The sequence below is a fragment of the Vreelandella lutescens genome (genome assembly GCF_014640815.1).
GTDB classification, from domain to species: domain Bacteria; phylum Pseudomonadota; class Gammaproteobacteria; order Pseudomonadales; family Halomonadaceae; genus Vreelandella; species Vreelandella lutescens.
In genome coordinates this window covers 639,025-655,608 of sequence record NZ_BMHM01000001.1, presented here as the reverse complement: position 1 = coordinate 655,608, position 16,584 = coordinate 639,025, and the positions used below count along the sequence as shown (strand labels likewise).

The following is a 16,584-nucleotide window of genomic DNA, read 5'->3' as shown; positions in this document are numbered from 1 at the left end:
ACTACCCATGAGACATGTATCATGCGCCAGCCGTTGAGTCGCGAATTCAGTAACCTTTTAGAGCGTGGCCGAGACCGCCAGCTACGACTGGCCGTGACCGGCCTTTCGCAGGCAGGCAAAACGGCGTTTCTGACCTCCTTGGTCAATCAGCTACGCCATGCCGGTGTAGAAGCACAGCTTGATTTACTCCCCGTTGCCCGTGAAGGTCGACTGCTGGGTGCCCAGCGTTTAAATCAACCCGATTTAGGCGTGCCCCGTTTCCCCTATGACCCCGGCATGGCCTCGCTAAGAGACACGCCGCCGCGCTGGCCTGAGCCTACCCGGGGTATTAGTGAGCTGCGTTTACAGCTGCGCTACCGCCCTGCCCAGCAGGGCTGGTTCACGCCGGATATCGCCCACCTGACGCTGGATTTGTTCGACTACCCCGGTGAATGGCTGCTGGACTTACCGTTGTTGCAGCACGACTTTTACAGCTGGAGCCAGAGCCAGGCCCAGCACGAAGGCCCCCATCGCCGAGCGCTGTTTAGTGAATGGCTGGCCGAGGCAGAACAGCTTGACCCCACAGCGGAAGCCGACGAAGCACAGCTTGCCACGCTGGCCGAGGCCTACGCATTAGGTCTGCGGCGCGCCAAGCAGGCGGGCTTCTCTGACCTTCAGCCGGGGCGATTTTTGCTGCCCGGCGAGTTGGACGGCGCACCCGTGCTGCAGTTTTTTCCGCTACTGGGGCTCAGTGCGCCTAAAGAGACCCTGGATGCACTGCCTGACACCAGCCTGTACGCCACACTGGCGGCGCGTTTTCGCTACTACCAACAGCAGGTGGTTCGCCCATTCTACCGCGACCACTTTCGCCGCTTTGACCGCCAGATTGTGCTGGTGGATGTGCTGGGCGCGCTTAACGCCGGGCCAGAGCGCTTCGAGGACCTCTCCAGTGCGCTGCGCCAGCTGATGCACAGCTTTGACTACGGAAAGCGCAGCCTGCTCACCCGGCTGTTTGCGCCGAAAATTGACCGTCTTGCCATTGCCGCCACCAAAGCGGACCACGTGACTCCCGACCAGCACACTCACGTGGTGCAGCTGTTAGAAGCGCTGTTAGCAGAGCCGCTAAAAGATTTACGCTTTGCCGATATTCCGGTCAAAGCACTGTCGCTGGCCGCCATACGTGCCACTGAGGCCCGCGAAGTGCTTCACGATGGCAAGCGGACCCCGGCGCTGAAAGGCACCACGTTAGAAGGTGAAGACGTGCTGGTGTACCCCGGTGATGTGCCCAGCCGCCTACCCAAAGCCGATTTTTGGCAGCAGCAAGGGTTTGATTTCCCCAGCTTTCGCCCGATGCCCGCCGATAGCGAGGCACTGCCCCACATCCGTATGGACGCCGCACTTGACTGGCTGATTGGAGACAAACTGACATGAGCAACCCTCAGCCCCGCCGCGACTTCCACACCGAAGCACCGCCCGAACCTACCCAGGAAACCCTGCGCCAGCACGAACGCTTTGCGGCCACCGAATCGCACCAGCCGCTGGCGACCCAAGCCGAGCTAAAAGCGCTGCCGGAAGAGACTCTTGGCGCGCCCCGCAAACGCCGCTGGGGGCTGATGTTTGCCTTGGCAGGCGGTGCCACACTCGGCACGATAGAGCTGGCGACCGGCATTCCTGACGCGCTGTCCCAGTCTCAGTGGATGGTCATGGCGTGGCAGCTGTTTGGCATGAGCTTGATTGGGCTGGGCGGGGTATCGCTTCTCAAGGAGCTGGGCCGTTTGCAGCGCTTAAAGCGCCACGACCAGCTACGTGCAGACCTTGCTGAGCTTCCCCAGCGCTCCAGCAAGCAGGCCCAAGCCATGGCAGAACAGCTGAAGCAGCAGTTGGCGTTAAGTAATGACGACCCACACTGGCTGGCCTTTCAGCGGGCGTGCCAGCCGCATCATAGCGGTGAAGAGATTCAAACCCTGCTGCGCTACCACCTGCTGGCCCCCCGTGACCGTGAAGCCCAGCGGCTGATCACGCGGATGTCGGGGGAAACCGCCATTATGGTGGCGGTAAGCCCGCTAACCCTGGTGGATATGGCGCTGGTAGCGTGGCGCAGCCTTGCCATGGTGGATCGGTTGAGCCGCCTGTACGGCCTGGAGCTTGGCTACGCCAGCCGCCTGCGGCTATTTCGCCACGTGCTGCACAACATGGCCTTTGCAGGTGCCAGCGAGCTGGCTACCGATGCCAGCATGGACATGCTCTCGCTGGACTTGGCAGGCCGCCTTTCGGCAAGAGCAGGCCAAGGCTTAGCGACGGGACTGCTGAGCGCCCGCCTGGGCCTTCGCGCGCAGCGGCTGTGCCGCCCGGTGGCCTTTACACCAGAAGAGCAGCCCAAACTAGCCGACCTTCGCCAGGACCTCTGGCGTCAGATCAAACGGCTGGACAAAGAGCCCGCCCCCGCCGCGCGCAACAGCGACTAATACCGCTCACCCAGCGGCTTAGGCCAGCCGCTGCTCGGTTTCAGCATCGAACAGCACCGCCCGGGACATATCGACCCTCAGTGCCAAACGCTCGCCTGGCACCACTTGGCACTTTGGCCCGACCCGCGCGGTAATCTCCTGCTCACCCAGCGGCAAGCGCAGCAGAATATCGGCACCGGTCGGCTCCACCACGCTGACCTTGGTTTCCAGCAGCGTGCCTTCGGCCTGCTCGCTCAGCCGCACATCCTCTTCACTAAAATGTTCGGGCCGCAGGCCCAGAATCACTGGCTTATTGAGCTGCTCCACTAGCCCTGCCGTGTGGCGTGCCGTTGGCCACGGCAGCAGCAGGTCGGCTTCGTCGGGGGTAGCAATGCGCAGTGCATAGCCGTCACCGTCTGCTTCCAGCGTGGCGCGGATGAAGTTCATCGATGGCGAGCCCATAAAACCCGCCACGAACATATCCACCGGGTTGTTGTAGACCTCATCGGGGCTGCCTAGCTGCAGAATATGCCCGTCACGCATCACCGCGATACAGTCCGCCAGGGTCATGGCTTCTACTTGGTCGTGGGTGACGTAGACGATGGTGGTGCCCAGGCGCTGGTGGAGCTTCTTGATCTCGGTGCGCATATCTACGCGCAGCTTGGCGTCCAGATTTGAGAGCGGCTCGTCGAACAGGTAGACCTTAGGTTCCCGCGCTAAGGCGCGGCCCATGGCAACCCGCTGGCGCTGGCCACCGGAGAGCTGGGCGGGCTTGCGCTCTAACAGGTGGGAGATTTGCAGTAGATCGGCCACCCGCTCCACGGCGGCTTCCCGCTCGGCCTTGGGCACTTTGCGCATCTCTAGGCCGAAGCTGATGTTTTGACGAACGGTCATACTGGGGTACAGGGCGTAGGACTGGAACACCATGGCGATATCGCGCTCGGCGGGGGTGCGCCAGGTGACGTCTTCGCCGTCAATATAGATATTGCCGCTGGTGACCGGCTCAAGGCCTGCAATGGCATTCATCAGCGTGGATTTACCACAGCCGGATGGCCCCACCAGAATCAAAAACTCGCCAGAATCAATGGAAATGCTGACATCTTTCAGCACCCGCTCGCTGCCAAACTCTTTGCGTACGTTGTGAATCTCTAACGCTGCCATGATCAAAATCCTGTTCTAAGGGGGCTAGCAAGAAGCGCATTGGCACCGGTCAGATCACCCCTTGGCGGGGGCGCTTTAAACCCTTCCCTGGGCGCTACTTTCGCCGTCCTGGCGAAAGACCCCCGCTACGGGGTGATGCTGACCTCTACCTGCGACTGCCATGCACCTAGTTGTTATTAGCCCTTTACGGAGCCTGCCGTTAGCCCACGCACGAAGTATTTACCCGCCAGCACGTACACCACCAGGGTGGGCAGTGCGGCAATCATGGCGGCGGCCATATCGACGTTGTATTCGCGCACGCCGGTGGAGGTGTTCACCAGATTATTGAGCGCCACGGTAACCGGCTGAGTATCGTGTGCCGAGAACGCCACGCCGAATAGGAAGTCGTTCCAGATTTGGGTGAACTGCCAAATCACCGAGACCACGATGATAGGGGCCGACACCGGCAGCAGGATGCGCCAAAAAATACGGAAGAACCCGGCACCGTCCAGCTTGGCCGCCGACACCAGCTCGTTGGGAATGCCCACGTAGAAGTTACGGAAAAATAGCGTGGTAAAGGCGATACCAAACACCACGTGCACCAGGATCAGCCCCGCCCGCGAGCTGGAAAGCCCCAGCCAGCCCAGGGTTTGCGCCATGGGCAGTAGTACGACCTGAAACGGAATAAAGCAGCCAAACAGCATCAGCGCGAAGACCAGCTCGGAGCCTTTGAAGCGCCATTTGGTCAGGGCGTAGCCGTTCAGCGCTCCCACGGCGGTGGAGATCAGCACCGCAGGAATGACGATGGCAAAGGAGTTCCAGAAATAACCGCCCACACCTTCACAACGCATGCCGGTGCAAGCTTCGCCCCAGGCTTTTGTCCAAGGTTCGAGCGTCGGGTTTTGCGGTAATGAAAGCAACGTACCGGCGCTGATTTCGCTCAGCGGTTTGATGGAAGTCATCAACATGACCACCAGCGGCAGCACGTAGAACAGCGCGGCGATGATCAGTACCGCGTACAGCACGCCCCGCCACATCCGGGCCGCAGGCGTTTGGCGACGAATCACATTAGCCATGTTTGCGGCTCCTTAGTTCGGAGTAAAGGTAAGGAATCAGGATGGCCAGCACACCGCCGAGCATCAGCATGGCACTGGCAGAGCCCAGGCCGATTTGCGCGCGGTTAAAGGCGTGGGTGTACATAAAGGTGGCGGGTAAGTCCGTTGCGTAACCCGGCCCACCGCCGGTCAGTGCCACCACTAGGTCAAAACTCTTGATCGCAATGTGGGCCAGAATCATCACCGCGCTGAACACCACCGGGCGCAGGCAGGGCATGACCACCCGCCAGTAGATACGCGGCAGGCTTGCGCCATCGAGCTGGGCAGCTTTGATAATGCTGTCGTCGATACCGCGCAGCCCGGCTAGAAAGAGCGCCATCACAAAGCCAGAGGCCTGCCAAACGGCGGCTATAACCAAGGTGTAGATCGCCATATCCGGGTCAACGATCCAGTCGAACTCAAACGACTCGAAGCCCCAACTGCGCACCATCGCCTGGATGCCTAGCTGCGGGTTCAGCAGCCACTTCCACACAACCCCGGTGACGATAAACGACAGCGCCATGGGGTAGAGATACACCGTGCGCAGCGCGCCCTCCTGGCGAATCTTTTGATCCAACAGCATCGCCAGCAGCGCACCCAGCACTAAGCAGATGACAATAAACAGCGTGCCAAAGATCATCAGATTGGTAGACGCTACCCACCAGCGCTCGTTGGCCATCAGCCGTGCGTACTGCCCAAACCCAACAAAGTCGTAGCTGGGCAGCATCCGCGAGCTGGTGAGTGATAGAACAAAGGTCCACAGCATAAAGCCGTAAACAAAAAACAGAGACACCGCGACGGACGGCGCCAGCACTAGCCTTGGCAGCCAAGCCTGCAGCCGACCAGAGGCCGTAGGCCGCAACGCGGTGCGCGTTGGGGTTTCGCTCATGGGGAATTCCTCGCCAGTCAACCAGTAGCGCCGCCGTTGCGGCGGCGCGGGTGACTTACCTTCAGGGCTGTTTAAGCGCGGTTATTAGAATGAAAGCGCTTAAAACGAGGCGGTTTCAGCGGCACTGACCAGTCGCTGAGCAGCTTCTTCAGCGGGCATATCGGCGTCGTTAAAGTAGTTAGTCACAACGTCAAAGATAGCCCCCTGAACATCGGCGCGAACGGCCATGCCGTGGGCCATGCTGGGCACTAACCCATCCTCTTCAGCGGTACGTTGGAAATCAGCCATCGACTGCTGGGCGCAGCTGTCGAACTCGCTCATATCCAGATCAGGGCGTGCGGGAATAGAACCTTTGGCAAGGTTGAAGGCTTCTTGGAAGGTAGGCTCTAACACCAAGCGCGCCAGCGTGTGCTGGGCTTCACGCTCGGCATCATCGGTCACGCGGAACATGGCCAGGCTATCGATGTTGAAGGTAAAGGCGTCTTCGGTGCCTGGAGCGGCGGCGCACAGATAGTCTTCACCGGCGGTCAGGCCTGCGGCGGTGAATTCCCCCTTCGCCCAGTCACCCATCAGCTGAAAGCCCGCCACGCCTTCAATGACCATCGCGGTGGCAATGTTCCAATCGCGGCCCGGCATGCCTTCGTCCATCAGCTCGCGCAGGCGTTTGAAGTCTTCCAGTGCGGCGACCATCTGCTCGCCCCCAAGGGCTTCCGGGTCGAGCTCCACCAGCGCCTGCTGGTAAAACTCGGTGCCTTGGCTGCCTAACACCACGCTTTCAAACACGGTAGCATCCTGCCAAGACTGGCCACCGTGGGCGAGCGGTACAAAACCCGCTTCACGAATGGCTTCCCCGGCGGCAAACAGCTCGTCGAGGGTAGTAGGCATGTCTACGCCAGCGGCTTCCAGCACGTCCGGGTTGGCCCACAGCCAGTTAACCCGGTGTACGTTCGCGGGCACGGCTACGTACTGGCCGTCGTAACGCATAATATCGGCCACAATCTCTGGTAACAGGTCGTTCCAGCCTTCGGCATCCGCCACTTCATTTAAATCACCCAGCAGGCCAAGCTCGCCCCACTCCTGAATTTCCGGGCCTTTAATCTGCGCGGCGGAGGGTGGATTACCTGACATAGCGCGGGATTTGAGAACCGTCATGGCGGTTTCACCGCCACCACCGGCCACCGCAAAGTCCTGCCAGCCGTAACCTTCAGCTTCGAGTAGTTCTTTCAGAACGTTGGCCGCACGGGCTTCACCACCGGATGTCCACCAGTGGAGTACTTCGACGTCGCTTGCTTGGCTAGTGCCTGCGGCCATGGCGGTGCCTGCCGCTAAGGCCAGTGCGAGGGCGGATTTTTTAAACGTGGGCAACTGCTTCATCAGCATGGGTAGCTCCTGCTATTGTTGTTATCGCGAACACCAGCCTGAAAGGCTTGGCGGCTGTCGCTGTTGTGATGCCGTGACACACGCGGTGTAAAACGGCTTTTAGCAGAGTACGACAGCGAGTCGCATAACGGGAGTTACCGAGTCCTGCATAGTATTACAAGTCTGTAACACTTGATTGGCGAGGCAGCGTTAGCGTGGCCAACAAGCCGCCTGCGGGGTGATTGGTAAGGGTAATATCGCCCCCATGAGCACGGGCGATATGCCGGGCAATGCCTAGCCCCAGGCCGCTTCCGCCGGTGTGGCGGCTTCTGGAAACCTCCAGGCGTACAAAGGGTGAAAACACGCGACTCAGCTGCTCTTGGGGGATACCCGGGCCACTGTCGTGAATATGTAGGCGCACCAGGCCCGCCTGCTCTTCCAGCGTTACCCTTGCCCGCTGGCCGTAAAACACCGCATTTTCTAGCAGGTTCGCCAGGCAGCGCTTCATCGCCAGCGGTTTGACCGTTAATGGGGCCACCTGCCCTGCCACCTGCACTTCGCCCCCCTGCAAGCGCAGCGCCTCGGCCAGTTCGGTCGTTAGCGCGTTGAGATCCGTTGGCTGCGGCTCTTCATGCAGGTCTAACCCCTTGACCGAGGCCAGCGCGCCTTTGACCAGCTCGGATAGCTCATCCAGCGAGGCGCAGAAGCGCTCGCGCTGAAGCGGGTCATCCAGCATTTCGGCCCGTAAGCGCATGCGAGTAATCGGCGTTTTTAAGTCATGGGAGATCGCTGAGAAGAGCCGCTCGCGCTCCTCCACCTGCTCGCGGATACGCCGCTGCATGCGGTTAAACGCTACGGCGGTGGCCGCTACCTCCTTGGGGCCACTCTCTTTTAAAGGCGGGCTATCCAGGTCATCGCCTAACTGGCGCGCCGCCCGGGAGAGCCTTGCCAGCGGCCGCGTCACGCTGGTAATGCCCAATAGCGACAGCGCCAGCACGGTGAGCAGCACGACAATGCCTGCCAGCAGCCGCTCTTCTGAGAGCCAGCGGTAGCCGCTGAAAATATCCGGCACGCCCAGCAGCGTGGCGACATAGAGCCAGGTATCCGGAGCAAGCTCTAACTGCACCACCAGAATGGGCGGCGACAGCGGCTCCATTAACAGGCTGTGCTGGCCCCAGCGGGGCGGCAGGTCGTAAAGCAGCACTTCGTTATTGAAGACCCTTAGGGTTTCCGGGCGGGAAAACTCCACCACCACATCGTCAATCGATAGCTGCTGGGTAAGAATGGTGCGCACGTTGCTGACCACCACCTCTTTTTCCGGGCCACTGCCGATGTCCGCCACGGGAATACGCCGCTCGTTCACGCTGACAAAAAAGCGCGTGCCGCCCATGCTGCGCAGCTGGTCGAGCACGATATGCCGATAGTCCACCGGCAGAGAACGGAAAAACTTCATGGTGGAGGCGATGCTAAACGCCATGTTGCTGGATAGCTCATCGAGCTGTTCGAGCTGGCTGGCCCGCACCTGGGAGGTCCAAATGGTATAGCTCGCTACCTGGGCGGCCAGCACCCCAGCAATCATGATAATGACAAAGCGCCCGCGCAGGCTGCCGGGCAGCCAGTGCGAGTGTCGTTTTAGCCAGCGCCGCCACAACGTCACGACGTCACGACGCCGCGTCTACCCTGGCCGTGAGCACGTAGCCCGCCCCGCGTACGGTACGAATCAGCTGTGAATGCTGGGCATCTTCACCTAAGCGTTGGCGTAGCCGACATACGTGCACGTCAATCGAACGATCCAGCGGCGGCGCATCGCGGCCACGGGTCAGGGTGTAGAGATCATCGCGAGTAATCACCTGGGCGGGGCGCTCTAAAAACACTTGGAGCAGCTGAAAATCTGCCCCGGAAAGCGCGGTGCGCTCGCCGGTGTGATCCACTAATTCCCGCGTCATTCGGTCGAGCTGCCACTCACCAAAGCGTACCCAGCGCGCTTCATGGGGGGCGGCCGCTGCAGCCGCCGGGCGCGTGCGGCGTAGTACCGCTTTGATGCGCGCCAGCAGCTCGCGGGGGTTGAAGGGTTTGCCGATATAATCGTCGGCCCCTAATTCCAGGCCCAAAATACGGTCGGTATCGTCAGCGCTGGCGGTGAGCATGATGATGGGGGTGTCGTTGGTTTTGCGCAGCTCACGGCAGATGGTAAAGCCGTCATCCCCCGGCATCATGACATCGACAATCAGTAAATCTGGCGTTTTTTCGGCAAGCTGCTGATAAAGCGCGCTTGCCCCTTCCGCGGTCAGCACGTGGTAACCGTGCCGCCCCAGGTAATCCGCCAGCAGCTCGCGGATCTCTGGGTCATCGTCGACCACCATCAAGGTCGCAGGCGTGGTTGTCATCGTGGAAAGCGCCCCTGGGTTATTATCGTTTTAGGGGCTAGATGATGGTGGAGCGCTCCGCCTACCGCAAGCGGCTATCGACTAAGGTGGCAGAGCGCTCATCAGGTCAACGTCACTCGCTTAACGCGATAGCTCAAAGCGCTTTTGTAACCACTTCGCCACCGCCGCTTCGCCGTGGTGGCCGATACGCTGGGCACCTGGCACACGGTCAAACAGCGCCGGGTGGGCGTTGGCCATCACCTGGGCCTCGCCTGCCAGGGTGAGCATTTCGGTGTCGTTGAGGTTATCGCCAAAGGCGAGGCAGTCAGCCGCGGTGAGTCCAAGCGACTCCAGCAGCGCCGCTAGCGCCACGCCTTTGTTCACTCCACCCGCCATGATCTCTAACGAGTCCAGCGTGGAGTAGGTAATGTGTAGCCCTTCACCATGGGCCGCTTGGGCCTGATCTTCCAGCTCTGCTAACGCTTCTGGGTCACCTAAATAAAGCACCTTCCCTACGCCGTTGATATCCATTTGCTCTGGGGGAACTATGTCGTAAGTGAAGCCAGTGGACGCGTGTAGCGAAAGCAGATGCGGTGCTTCGGCATCCACATGCCAGCCCGCTTCGCGGTAAAGGCTGAGGCGCACTTGGGGAGGCCGGGGTAAATGAATCAGCGTGTGAGCATGCTCCGGGGTTAAGTGCGACGCGCTAACCAAGCCATCGTCCGGGTCGTGGGTGTAGGCCCCGTTGGTGCTGATCAGGTGAGCAGGTACGCCCAGCTCGTCGCGGAACACGCGCATATCGAGGTAGTGGCGACCCGACGCCAGCGCCAGATGGTGCCCCTGCTGAACCAACTCTCGGAGCACCTCCACGGTGCTGTCATGTAACCGGTGGTCGCTGCCCAGCAGCGTGCCGTCCAGGTCGGAAACGATCAGGCGAGGGGTCATAAAAGCGCTCCTTGTGCGTTAGCAGAGTTAACGGGCGGTTCGGTCAGCTTAACCGATTCAGCCAACCGTAAGTAAGTCATTGACCTGCCGTCGCCGTCGCCACTTCCCCAGGGGCAACGATTGGCGCGGCCAGTGGGAATCCGTATAGTGGCAACCTACTCTCGCCAACTGATTGAACACATGCTTCAAAACAACTCCCTGCTTGCCCAGCTCAAGCAACAGATCCGTGAAACCACCCCGCGCGCTGAAGGGGTGATCAAAGCCACTGAAAAAGGCTTTGGTTTTCTTGAAACTGATAGCGGCGAATCCTATTTCGTGCCGCCCCCCGCCATGAAGCAGGTATTGCACGGCGACCGTGTTGAAGCCGTGATTCATGAGAACGGCGATAAAAAGTCGGTAGAGCCTGAAAAGCTCATCGAAGCCGGTTTAGACCGCTTCGTGGCGCGCGTGCAAAAGCGCGAAGGCCGCCTTGCGGTGGTGCCGGATCACCCCTCGATTCGCAACGTGCTAAAAGCACGTATCAAAAACAGTCTGGATGAAGACTCCATTGCCGATGGCGATTGGGTCGTGGCGCGTTTGGTGCGCCACCCGTTAAAAGAGAACGATCGCGGCTTCTTCACCCAGATTGATGAGCTAGTGGCCAAAGCCGATAACCCGGCCGTGCCGTGGCGCGTGACGCTTGCTCGCCACGCGCTGGAGCAAGAGTGCCCGGATGCCGGCAGCGACTGGCCGCTGCACGATGAAGGCCTAACCCGTGAAGACCTCACCGAGCAGCCGTACTTCACTATCGACGGTGAAAAAACCCGCGATATGGATGACGCGCTGCACGTGGTTGCCCGTCCGGAAGGCGGCTGGCAGCTGAGCGTGGCGATTGCCGACCCCACCGCTTATGTGGAAGAGGGCCACGCTGCCGACCTGGAAGCCCGCGTCCGTGCGTTTACCGTGTACCTGCCAGGCCAGAACGTGACCATGCTGCCCGAGCAGCTGGCCGATGACCTGTGTTCACTGTGGGAAGGCCAAGAGCGCCCTGCTCTCGCCTGCACGCTGAACATTAACGCCGACGGCAGTCTGGGCGACTACCGCTTCTTTGCGGCCAACGTGAAGTCCCACGCTAAGCTTGTGTACGAGCGCGTCTCTGACTGGGTTGAAGGCCAAGGCGACTGGGCACCGGCAGATAATATTGCCGAGCAGCTACACGCCCTGCGTGAGCTGACCGAAGCGCGTACCGCGTGGCGTAACGAGCACGCGCTGGTATTTAAAGATCGTCCTGATTACGTGTTTGATCTGGATGAAGCGGGCAACGTGCTGGGGATTCATACCGAAGACCGCCGCATTGCCAACCGCATGATCGAAGAGTCGATGATTGCCGCCAACGCCTGCTGTGCGGATTTCCTGGCCAGCCATATCGGCCACGGCATCTTCAACGTACACCGCGCTTTCGAGCCGGAAAAAGCCGAAGCGGCACAAGAGTTCCTGGCGACTCAGGAAATCGAAGTGGCCCAGGAAGCGCTCACCGAGCTTGCCCACTATAAAGAGTTGAAGCGTGCGCTTGAGAGCCGCGACGACGCTTGGCTGGATGCGCGCCTGCGCCGTTTCCAGGGCTTCACCAGCATGTCGGCTCAGCCTGGCCCGCACTTCGGCCTGGGCCTACCCGCTTACGCTACCTGGACCTCGCCGATTCGTAAGTATGGCGATATGGTCAACCATCGCTTGATCAAGCGCGTGCTGAAGGGCGAGCAGGCTCCGGCAGAAGCCAGCCAGCAGCTCACCGAGCAGCTCACAGAGCGCCGCCGCTTGAACCGCATGGCTGAGCGCGATGTGAAAGATTGGCTCTACGTGCGCTACCTGACTCCAGCCGCGCAGAATCAGGACACCTTCGACGCAGAGATCATGGCGATCAACCGTGGCGGCATGCGAGTTCGCCTGATCGAGAACGGTGCGACGGCGTTCGTACCTGCCCCCTTGATGCACAGTGACCGCGATAAAGTGGTGATTGATGATAAAGAGGGCCGCATTCAGATCGAAGGCGAAGAGCGCTTTAAGCTAGGCGATAGCCTGCGCGTATCACTCACGGAAGCTCGTGAAGAGACTCGCTCGCTGGTCGCCAAGCCCGCCGCTTAGGATTTTTCCGAAGCACCACCACACAACAACGGCGCTCTAGGGCGCCGTTGTTGTGTCTGTGCAGGCAGTATAGGTGAGAGGGGTTATCCAGCATGCTGGTGCTGCAAGAAGAAACGCAGCATTTCCTGAGTGGCATTGGGGCCTTTAGGGTCGGTATAGCTGCCCTTAGCGCTGCCCCCTGACCAAGCGTGGCCCGCGCCGTGAATGCGCCACTGCTCCATATGGGGTTTACCCTTCGCGTCATGGTGCGTGGTACGCGTATAGGAGTGGCCATTCGCCACATTCCCCTGCTCCACTGCCGCCCCTGCTAGGCGCGATTGACGGTACTGGGCGGCCACGCGTTGCGCATTACTCGGGTGCACGGTGGTGTCACGATCTCCATGAAAGATAATCACGGGCACTTCCGACTCCCATTGGGTGCCTTTCGCTTTACCACCGCCAAGAGGCCCTGCTCCCCCTTGCATGGCACTTAACGCATCGGGAAGGCTTTGGGCGACGCCGTGGGGTAGCCCGGAGTGCACGCCTACCGCCGCAAACAGATCTGGGTAGGTCATCGCCAGGGTGGTTGCCATGGCAGCGCCTGCAGAAAGCCCGGCCACATAGACGCGTTTTTCATCTAGCCCGTGGGTATCAATGATCTGGCGCGCCATGGCAGCAATGATGGCGGGCTCACCTCTCTCACGCTGCTGGTCTTCAGCCTTGAACCAGTTCCAGCATTTCGAGCTATTCGCGGTCATCGGCTGAGCCGGATAAAGTACACAGCACAGCTGCTCTTCAGCTAGCCGGTTCATCTCGGTTCCGGCAGCGAAGTCATCAGGGTTCTGCGTGCAGCCATGCAGCATCACTACCAGCGGCAGTGCTTGCCCATGATAGCCGCTAGGGATATACAGTTTGTAATCACGCGACCCCACAGAGTGGGTAAACCGACCGGCAGTGAACGCCCCTGGCTGCGGTTTCTCGCTGGAGTTCGGCGCTTGCTCGGGTTGCGCCATGCCACCACGAAACTTCATCCACTTATCGCGCCATGCTGCAGGCATCTGAATATTACCGGGCGAGAATGCGCCCCTTGGCGACTCAGAAGGCTCTGGCTGCGATACAGTGGCTTCTTCATCAATGACCTCGCAGGTCCCGTCAAAAGTATCGCCTTGCTGATAAGAATTATCCGTCGTTTCTGCGCTTCTAACGTCGGGAGTGCCGCCCTGGAGAATCGCCATGGCCTCTTGTAGCTTTCCCGCGCGGGTGAGCCGCGTTGCTTCTTCCATTCGCTTCGTCATCGTGGCATCGATCATTTTCAATATCCTTATTCAATGATGGCGTGGTCAGCGCTTATTGAGTGGGTCGTTCAGTGGATGCGATCCGCCAGAGCGGCTTTCACCGCTTTGCTGGCATGGAGTGCGCCCAATACCACCACGGACTCGATGGTGGCGAGGGCAAGCTCGGGCGTCACGTCGTCGGCAATGCTGGCCATGCCCAGCACTTGAATTTGCAACGTCTCCCCCGCTGACTGCAGCGCCTCTAGATCCGCACGGCTGTAATGCTCAAGGCCCAACACAAATGCCTTACGGCTCACAGTCTCTTTGACGACCTCGGCATGGGTCGCTAGCTGATTGCGAATAGCGGTGCGAATCAGATCGGTCCGGTTGGAGTAAAACCCTTCCTGAACCAGCAGATCGATCTGCCCCAGATCCACAACCCCCAGGTTAATGGTGATCTTCTCACTGGAATCACCGCCCTTACGGCGCAGTTCATGCACGCTCATGTATCTTCCTCGTTGCGCTAAATCATCAATCGGCGGGTGGATGTTGCTTGATGTGAGGTTTCTGACACCGTGCCGCCAACATAAGCACGTCACCAACCTAAAAACCATCTAATTGGAATCCATATACCATCCATATGGATGTTATATTAGCCTAGTTCGGCAAACAGTCAACCAATACGCACAAGAGAACGTCCATCGGCAACCAAGCTAGAGATGGGAATGGGGATAAAGTGTCAAAGGGGATGGAATAAAAAGCTGGAGCGGTTGGCAGGAAATAAAAAGTGGCGGCTCAATTGTCGCTGAATTGACTTATTTCTATCCTAAGGTAGTTCGATGACACCCATGTGGATCGGAGGTTACCTTGCACATTGCCGATGTGACCATGTTCCACGCCCCGGCAAGCGGCGGCGTTCGCACCTACTTACAGGCTAAGCATCGCGTGCTCTCCCGAACGGCTAACCTACGCACCAGCCTGCTGGTGCCCGGAGCAGAGCGTGATAGTTTAGGTGACCACCACACGCTGCCCGCGCTGCATCTACCTCTTGGCCAAGGCTACCGATTTCCAGTGCGCCGCCGCCCCTGGCGCGACGCGCTGATCCACCTCTCCCCCACGTTAATCGAAGCAGGCGACCCTTACGTTACGGCCTGGGCAGCGCTGGACGCTGGCCAGCAATTGGGCGTGCCGGTGGTGGGTTTCTACCACTCCGATCTACCCCACTTGATGGGCGACCGCTTTGGCCGCCATGTTCGCCAACGGCTGATTCGCTACGTGGTGGATCTTTACCAGCGCTTTGATAGCGTGCTGGCCCCCTGCCACGCCATGGCTAACCGACTCACCGAGTGGGGCGTGCCCAACGTGCGCGTGCAATCGTTGGGGGTTGATTTAGAGCAGTTTCACCCTTCACGGCGCGACTCTGGCTTCCGTGCGGCCATGAACATTCCTGAAGATAAAAAGCTGCTGATTTTTGTTGGCCGCTTCTCGCGCGAGAAAAATATCGACGTGCTACTCGCCACCATGCGGGCGCTTGGCAGCGACTACCACCTGCTGCTGATGGGGCCGGGCATGCCGACTCAAGTGCCCAGCAATGTCACGGTAGTCAACCGCTGCTGCGGTAGCCATGAAGTGGCCAGGGCGCTGGCCAGTAGCGATGCGCTGCTGCATGCGGGCACCCGCGAAACCTTTGGGCTGGTGGCCCAGGAAGCGATGGCCAGCGGCCTGCCGGTGATTGGCGCGCGGGCAGGCGCGCTGATCGAGAACGTACCGCTGGGCGCGGGCGTGCTCTGTCAGCCGCTTGACCCTAACGCGATGGCGGACGCCTGCTCCGCGCTGTTTAGCAACGATATTGCCGCCAGCGGACGCTACGCGCGCCACTTTGTGGAGCGCCAGTTTAGCTGGGATAGCGTGATTGGCTCGCTGCTCACGCACTATGTCGACCTCTGTGGACTCGAACAGCCTAATGCCCTTGCCCTCCGCCGCTAAACCCCAACGGCTGCTGCGCTTTCGTCCGCTACACGGCGTTCTACTGCTCGCTGCCCTGGTGGCACCGCTGGTGCTCACATCGCTTGCGGGGGGCAGCCAAGCGTTTGAGCATGTGGCGCAGTTTCCCATTGGCCTACTGGTTCTGATAATTGCTATGGCGGCGCTGTGCTGGAACTTAAACGCCGCACGGCTGCGCCTGATGCTGAACGGCCGTGCAGGCCAGCTTGGGCAGCGCGGTGCGCTGGGCATTGAGCTGGCGGCGAAGTGCGCACTCTGCGCCACACCGGGCGGTAGCGGCGGCCCGGCCACCCTGCTGTTACTACTGGCCCAGCGGGGTTTTTCGCCCTCAAAAGGCACCGCCGTGTTTCTCATCGACCAGGGGTGCGACCTGCTGTTCTTTCTGCTGATGCTGAGCGGTTTGGTAGCGATGTCGGTATTCGGTGATGCCCAGTGGCCACACCAGGGGCTGGTGCAGCTCTCATTACTGGGGCTCGCGCTGTTAGCGGTGGGCGTCTCGCTGATGATGGGGTACTTGCCTCGCCTGCTGCGTTCTCGTCGTCAGCGGCTGGCCTGGATTCGCCCTAGCCGCAGGCGCTGGCTGGTCCGGCGGCTGTTACGTTGCCGGTACGCGCTGCGTATTACATTGGCGCTGCCCAAAGCCACGTTGGCAGCGATGCTGGCACTCACGACCCTGCACTGGCTGCTGCGCTACAGCTTGCTTTACCTAGCGGTGATTGGCATCGGTGGGCACGCCGACTGGCTCTGGACGTTCTTAACCCAGATGTTGGCCATGGCCGCTAGCCAATTCAGCTTTCTGCCTGGCGGCGCGGGGGCGGCTGAAGTGGGGGTGGGAAGCCTGCTGCTGCCCTTGATGGGCCGGGAGCAGGCCGCGGCCGCCGTGCTGGTCTGGCGGCTGATTAGCTACCACTTGTACCTTGCCGCCGGCGCGCCGCTGCTCCTGCTCTACAGCGCGCGCCTGCTGCGTCAGCGCTAGCCACCTCACCGTTT

The 16,584-nt window shown here is 60.3% G+C and carries 14 protein-coding genes; 5 read left to right on the top strand and 9 right to left on the bottom strand.

Annotated features, from left to right (window positions below):
* The first annotated feature begins 21 nt into the window (after positions 1-21).
* A complete protein-coding gene (locus tag IEW65_RS03040; RefSeq protein ID WP_188638027.1) occupies positions 22-1,410 on the top strand; it encodes a YcjX family GTP-binding protein in 1,389 nt (462 codons plus the stop codon).
* Positions 1,407-2,444 carry a YcjF family protein gene (locus tag IEW65_RS03035; protein WP_188638026.1) on the top strand — a complete coding sequence of 346 codons (1,038 nt, stop codon included), beginning with the start codon at positions 1,407-1,409 and terminating at the stop codon, positions 2,442-2,444. The genes IEW65_RS03040 and IEW65_RS03035 overlap by 4 nt, the downstream gene beginning before the upstream one ends.
* An 18-nt stretch (positions 2,445-2,462) precedes the next feature.
* Here the strand turns inward: IEW65_RS03035 and IEW65_RS03030 are convergent, their stop codons facing one another.
* The 7 genes from IEW65_RS03030 to IEW65_RS03000 form a co-directional block, all read right to left on the bottom strand.
* A complete protein-coding gene (locus IEW65_RS03030; protein WP_188638025.1) occupies positions 2,463-3,584 on the bottom strand; it encodes an ABC transporter ATP-binding protein in 1,122 nt (373 codons plus the stop codon).
* A 176-nt stretch (positions 3,585-3,760) separates the two neighbouring features.
* Positions 3,761-4,639: a carbohydrate ABC transporter permease gene (locus IEW65_RS03025; protein WP_188638024.1), complete on the bottom strand. Its 879-nt coding sequence runs from the start codon at positions 4,637-4,639 to the stop codon at positions 3,761-3,763.
* Positions 4,632-5,546, bottom strand: a complete 915-nt coding sequence (locus tag IEW65_RS03020; protein WP_054645204.1) for a carbohydrate ABC transporter permease — start codon at positions 5,544-5,546, stop codon at positions 4,632-4,634. Before IEW65_RS03020 ends, IEW65_RS03025 begins: the two co-directional genes overlap by 8 nt.
* A gap of 99 nt (positions 5,547-5,645) precedes the next feature.
* Positions 5,646-6,926: an ABC transporter substrate-binding protein gene (locus IEW65_RS03015; protein ID WP_422822591.1), complete on the bottom strand. Its 1,281-nt coding sequence runs from the start codon at positions 6,924-6,926 to the stop codon at positions 5,646-5,648.
* A gap of 154 nt (positions 6,927-7,080) precedes the next feature.
* The gene (locus tag IEW65_RS03010) at positions 7,081-8,484 is read right to left on the bottom strand and encodes an ATP-binding protein (RefSeq protein WP_229755468.1); all 1,404 of its coding nucleotides are present in this window, start codon (positions 8,482-8,484) and stop codon (positions 7,081-7,083) included.
* Positions 8,485-8,566: 82 nt separating this feature from the next.
* Positions 8,567-9,292, bottom strand: coding sequence for a response regulator (locus IEW65_RS03005; protein WP_188638022.1), 726 nt, complete (start codon positions 9,290-9,292; stop codon positions 8,567-8,569).
* 120 nt (positions 9,293-9,412) lie between these two features.
* Positions 9,413-10,216: a Cof-type HAD-IIB family hydrolase gene (locus IEW65_RS03000; protein WP_188638021.1), complete on the bottom strand. Its 804-nt coding sequence runs from the start codon at positions 10,214-10,216 to the stop codon at positions 9,413-9,415.
* Positions 10,217-10,396: 180 nt separating this feature from the next.
* On the opposite strand from IEW65_RS03000, the gene IEW65_RS02995 reads away from it, so the two are divergent.
* On the top strand, positions 10,397-12,337 hold the full coding sequence (locus IEW65_RS02995; protein WP_188638278.1) for an exoribonuclease II: 1,941 nt from the start codon (positions 10,397-10,399) through the stop codon (positions 12,335-12,337).
* Positions 12,338-12,420: 83 nt separating this feature from the next.
* Here IEW65_RS02995 and IEW65_RS02990 read toward each other — a convergent pair whose 3' ends face one another.
* Both IEW65_RS02990 and IEW65_RS02985 read right to left on the bottom strand, forming a co-directional pair.
* Positions 12,421-13,626, bottom strand: a complete 1,206-nt coding sequence (locus IEW65_RS02990) for an extracellular catalytic domain type 1 short-chain-length polyhydroxyalkanoate depolymerase (RefSeq protein ID WP_188638020.1) — start codon at positions 13,624-13,626, stop codon at positions 12,421-12,423.
* 53 nt (positions 13,627-13,679) lie between these two features.
* Entirely contained in the window at positions 13,680-14,096 is a 417-nt protein-coding gene (locus IEW65_RS02985; protein WP_188638019.1) for a CopG family transcriptional regulator, read from the bottom strand.
* 361 nt (positions 14,097-14,457) lie between these two features.
* Here IEW65_RS02985 and IEW65_RS02980 point away from each other — a divergent pair, with 361 nt between their 5' ends.
* Both IEW65_RS02980 and IEW65_RS02975 read left to right on the top strand, forming a co-directional pair.
* A complete protein-coding gene (locus tag IEW65_RS02980; RefSeq protein ID WP_188638018.1) occupies positions 14,458-15,576 on the top strand; it encodes an N-acetylglucosaminyl phosphatidylglycerol synthase in 1,119 nt (372 codons plus the stop codon).
* Positions 15,554-16,570, top strand: a complete 1,017-nt coding sequence (locus IEW65_RS02975) for a glucosaminyl phosphatidylglycerol flippase (protein WP_188638017.1) — start codon at positions 15,554-15,556, stop codon at positions 16,568-16,570. The genes IEW65_RS02980 and IEW65_RS02975 overlap by 23 nt, the downstream gene beginning before the upstream one ends.
* The last annotated feature ends 14 nt before the right edge of the window (positions 16,571-16,584 follow it).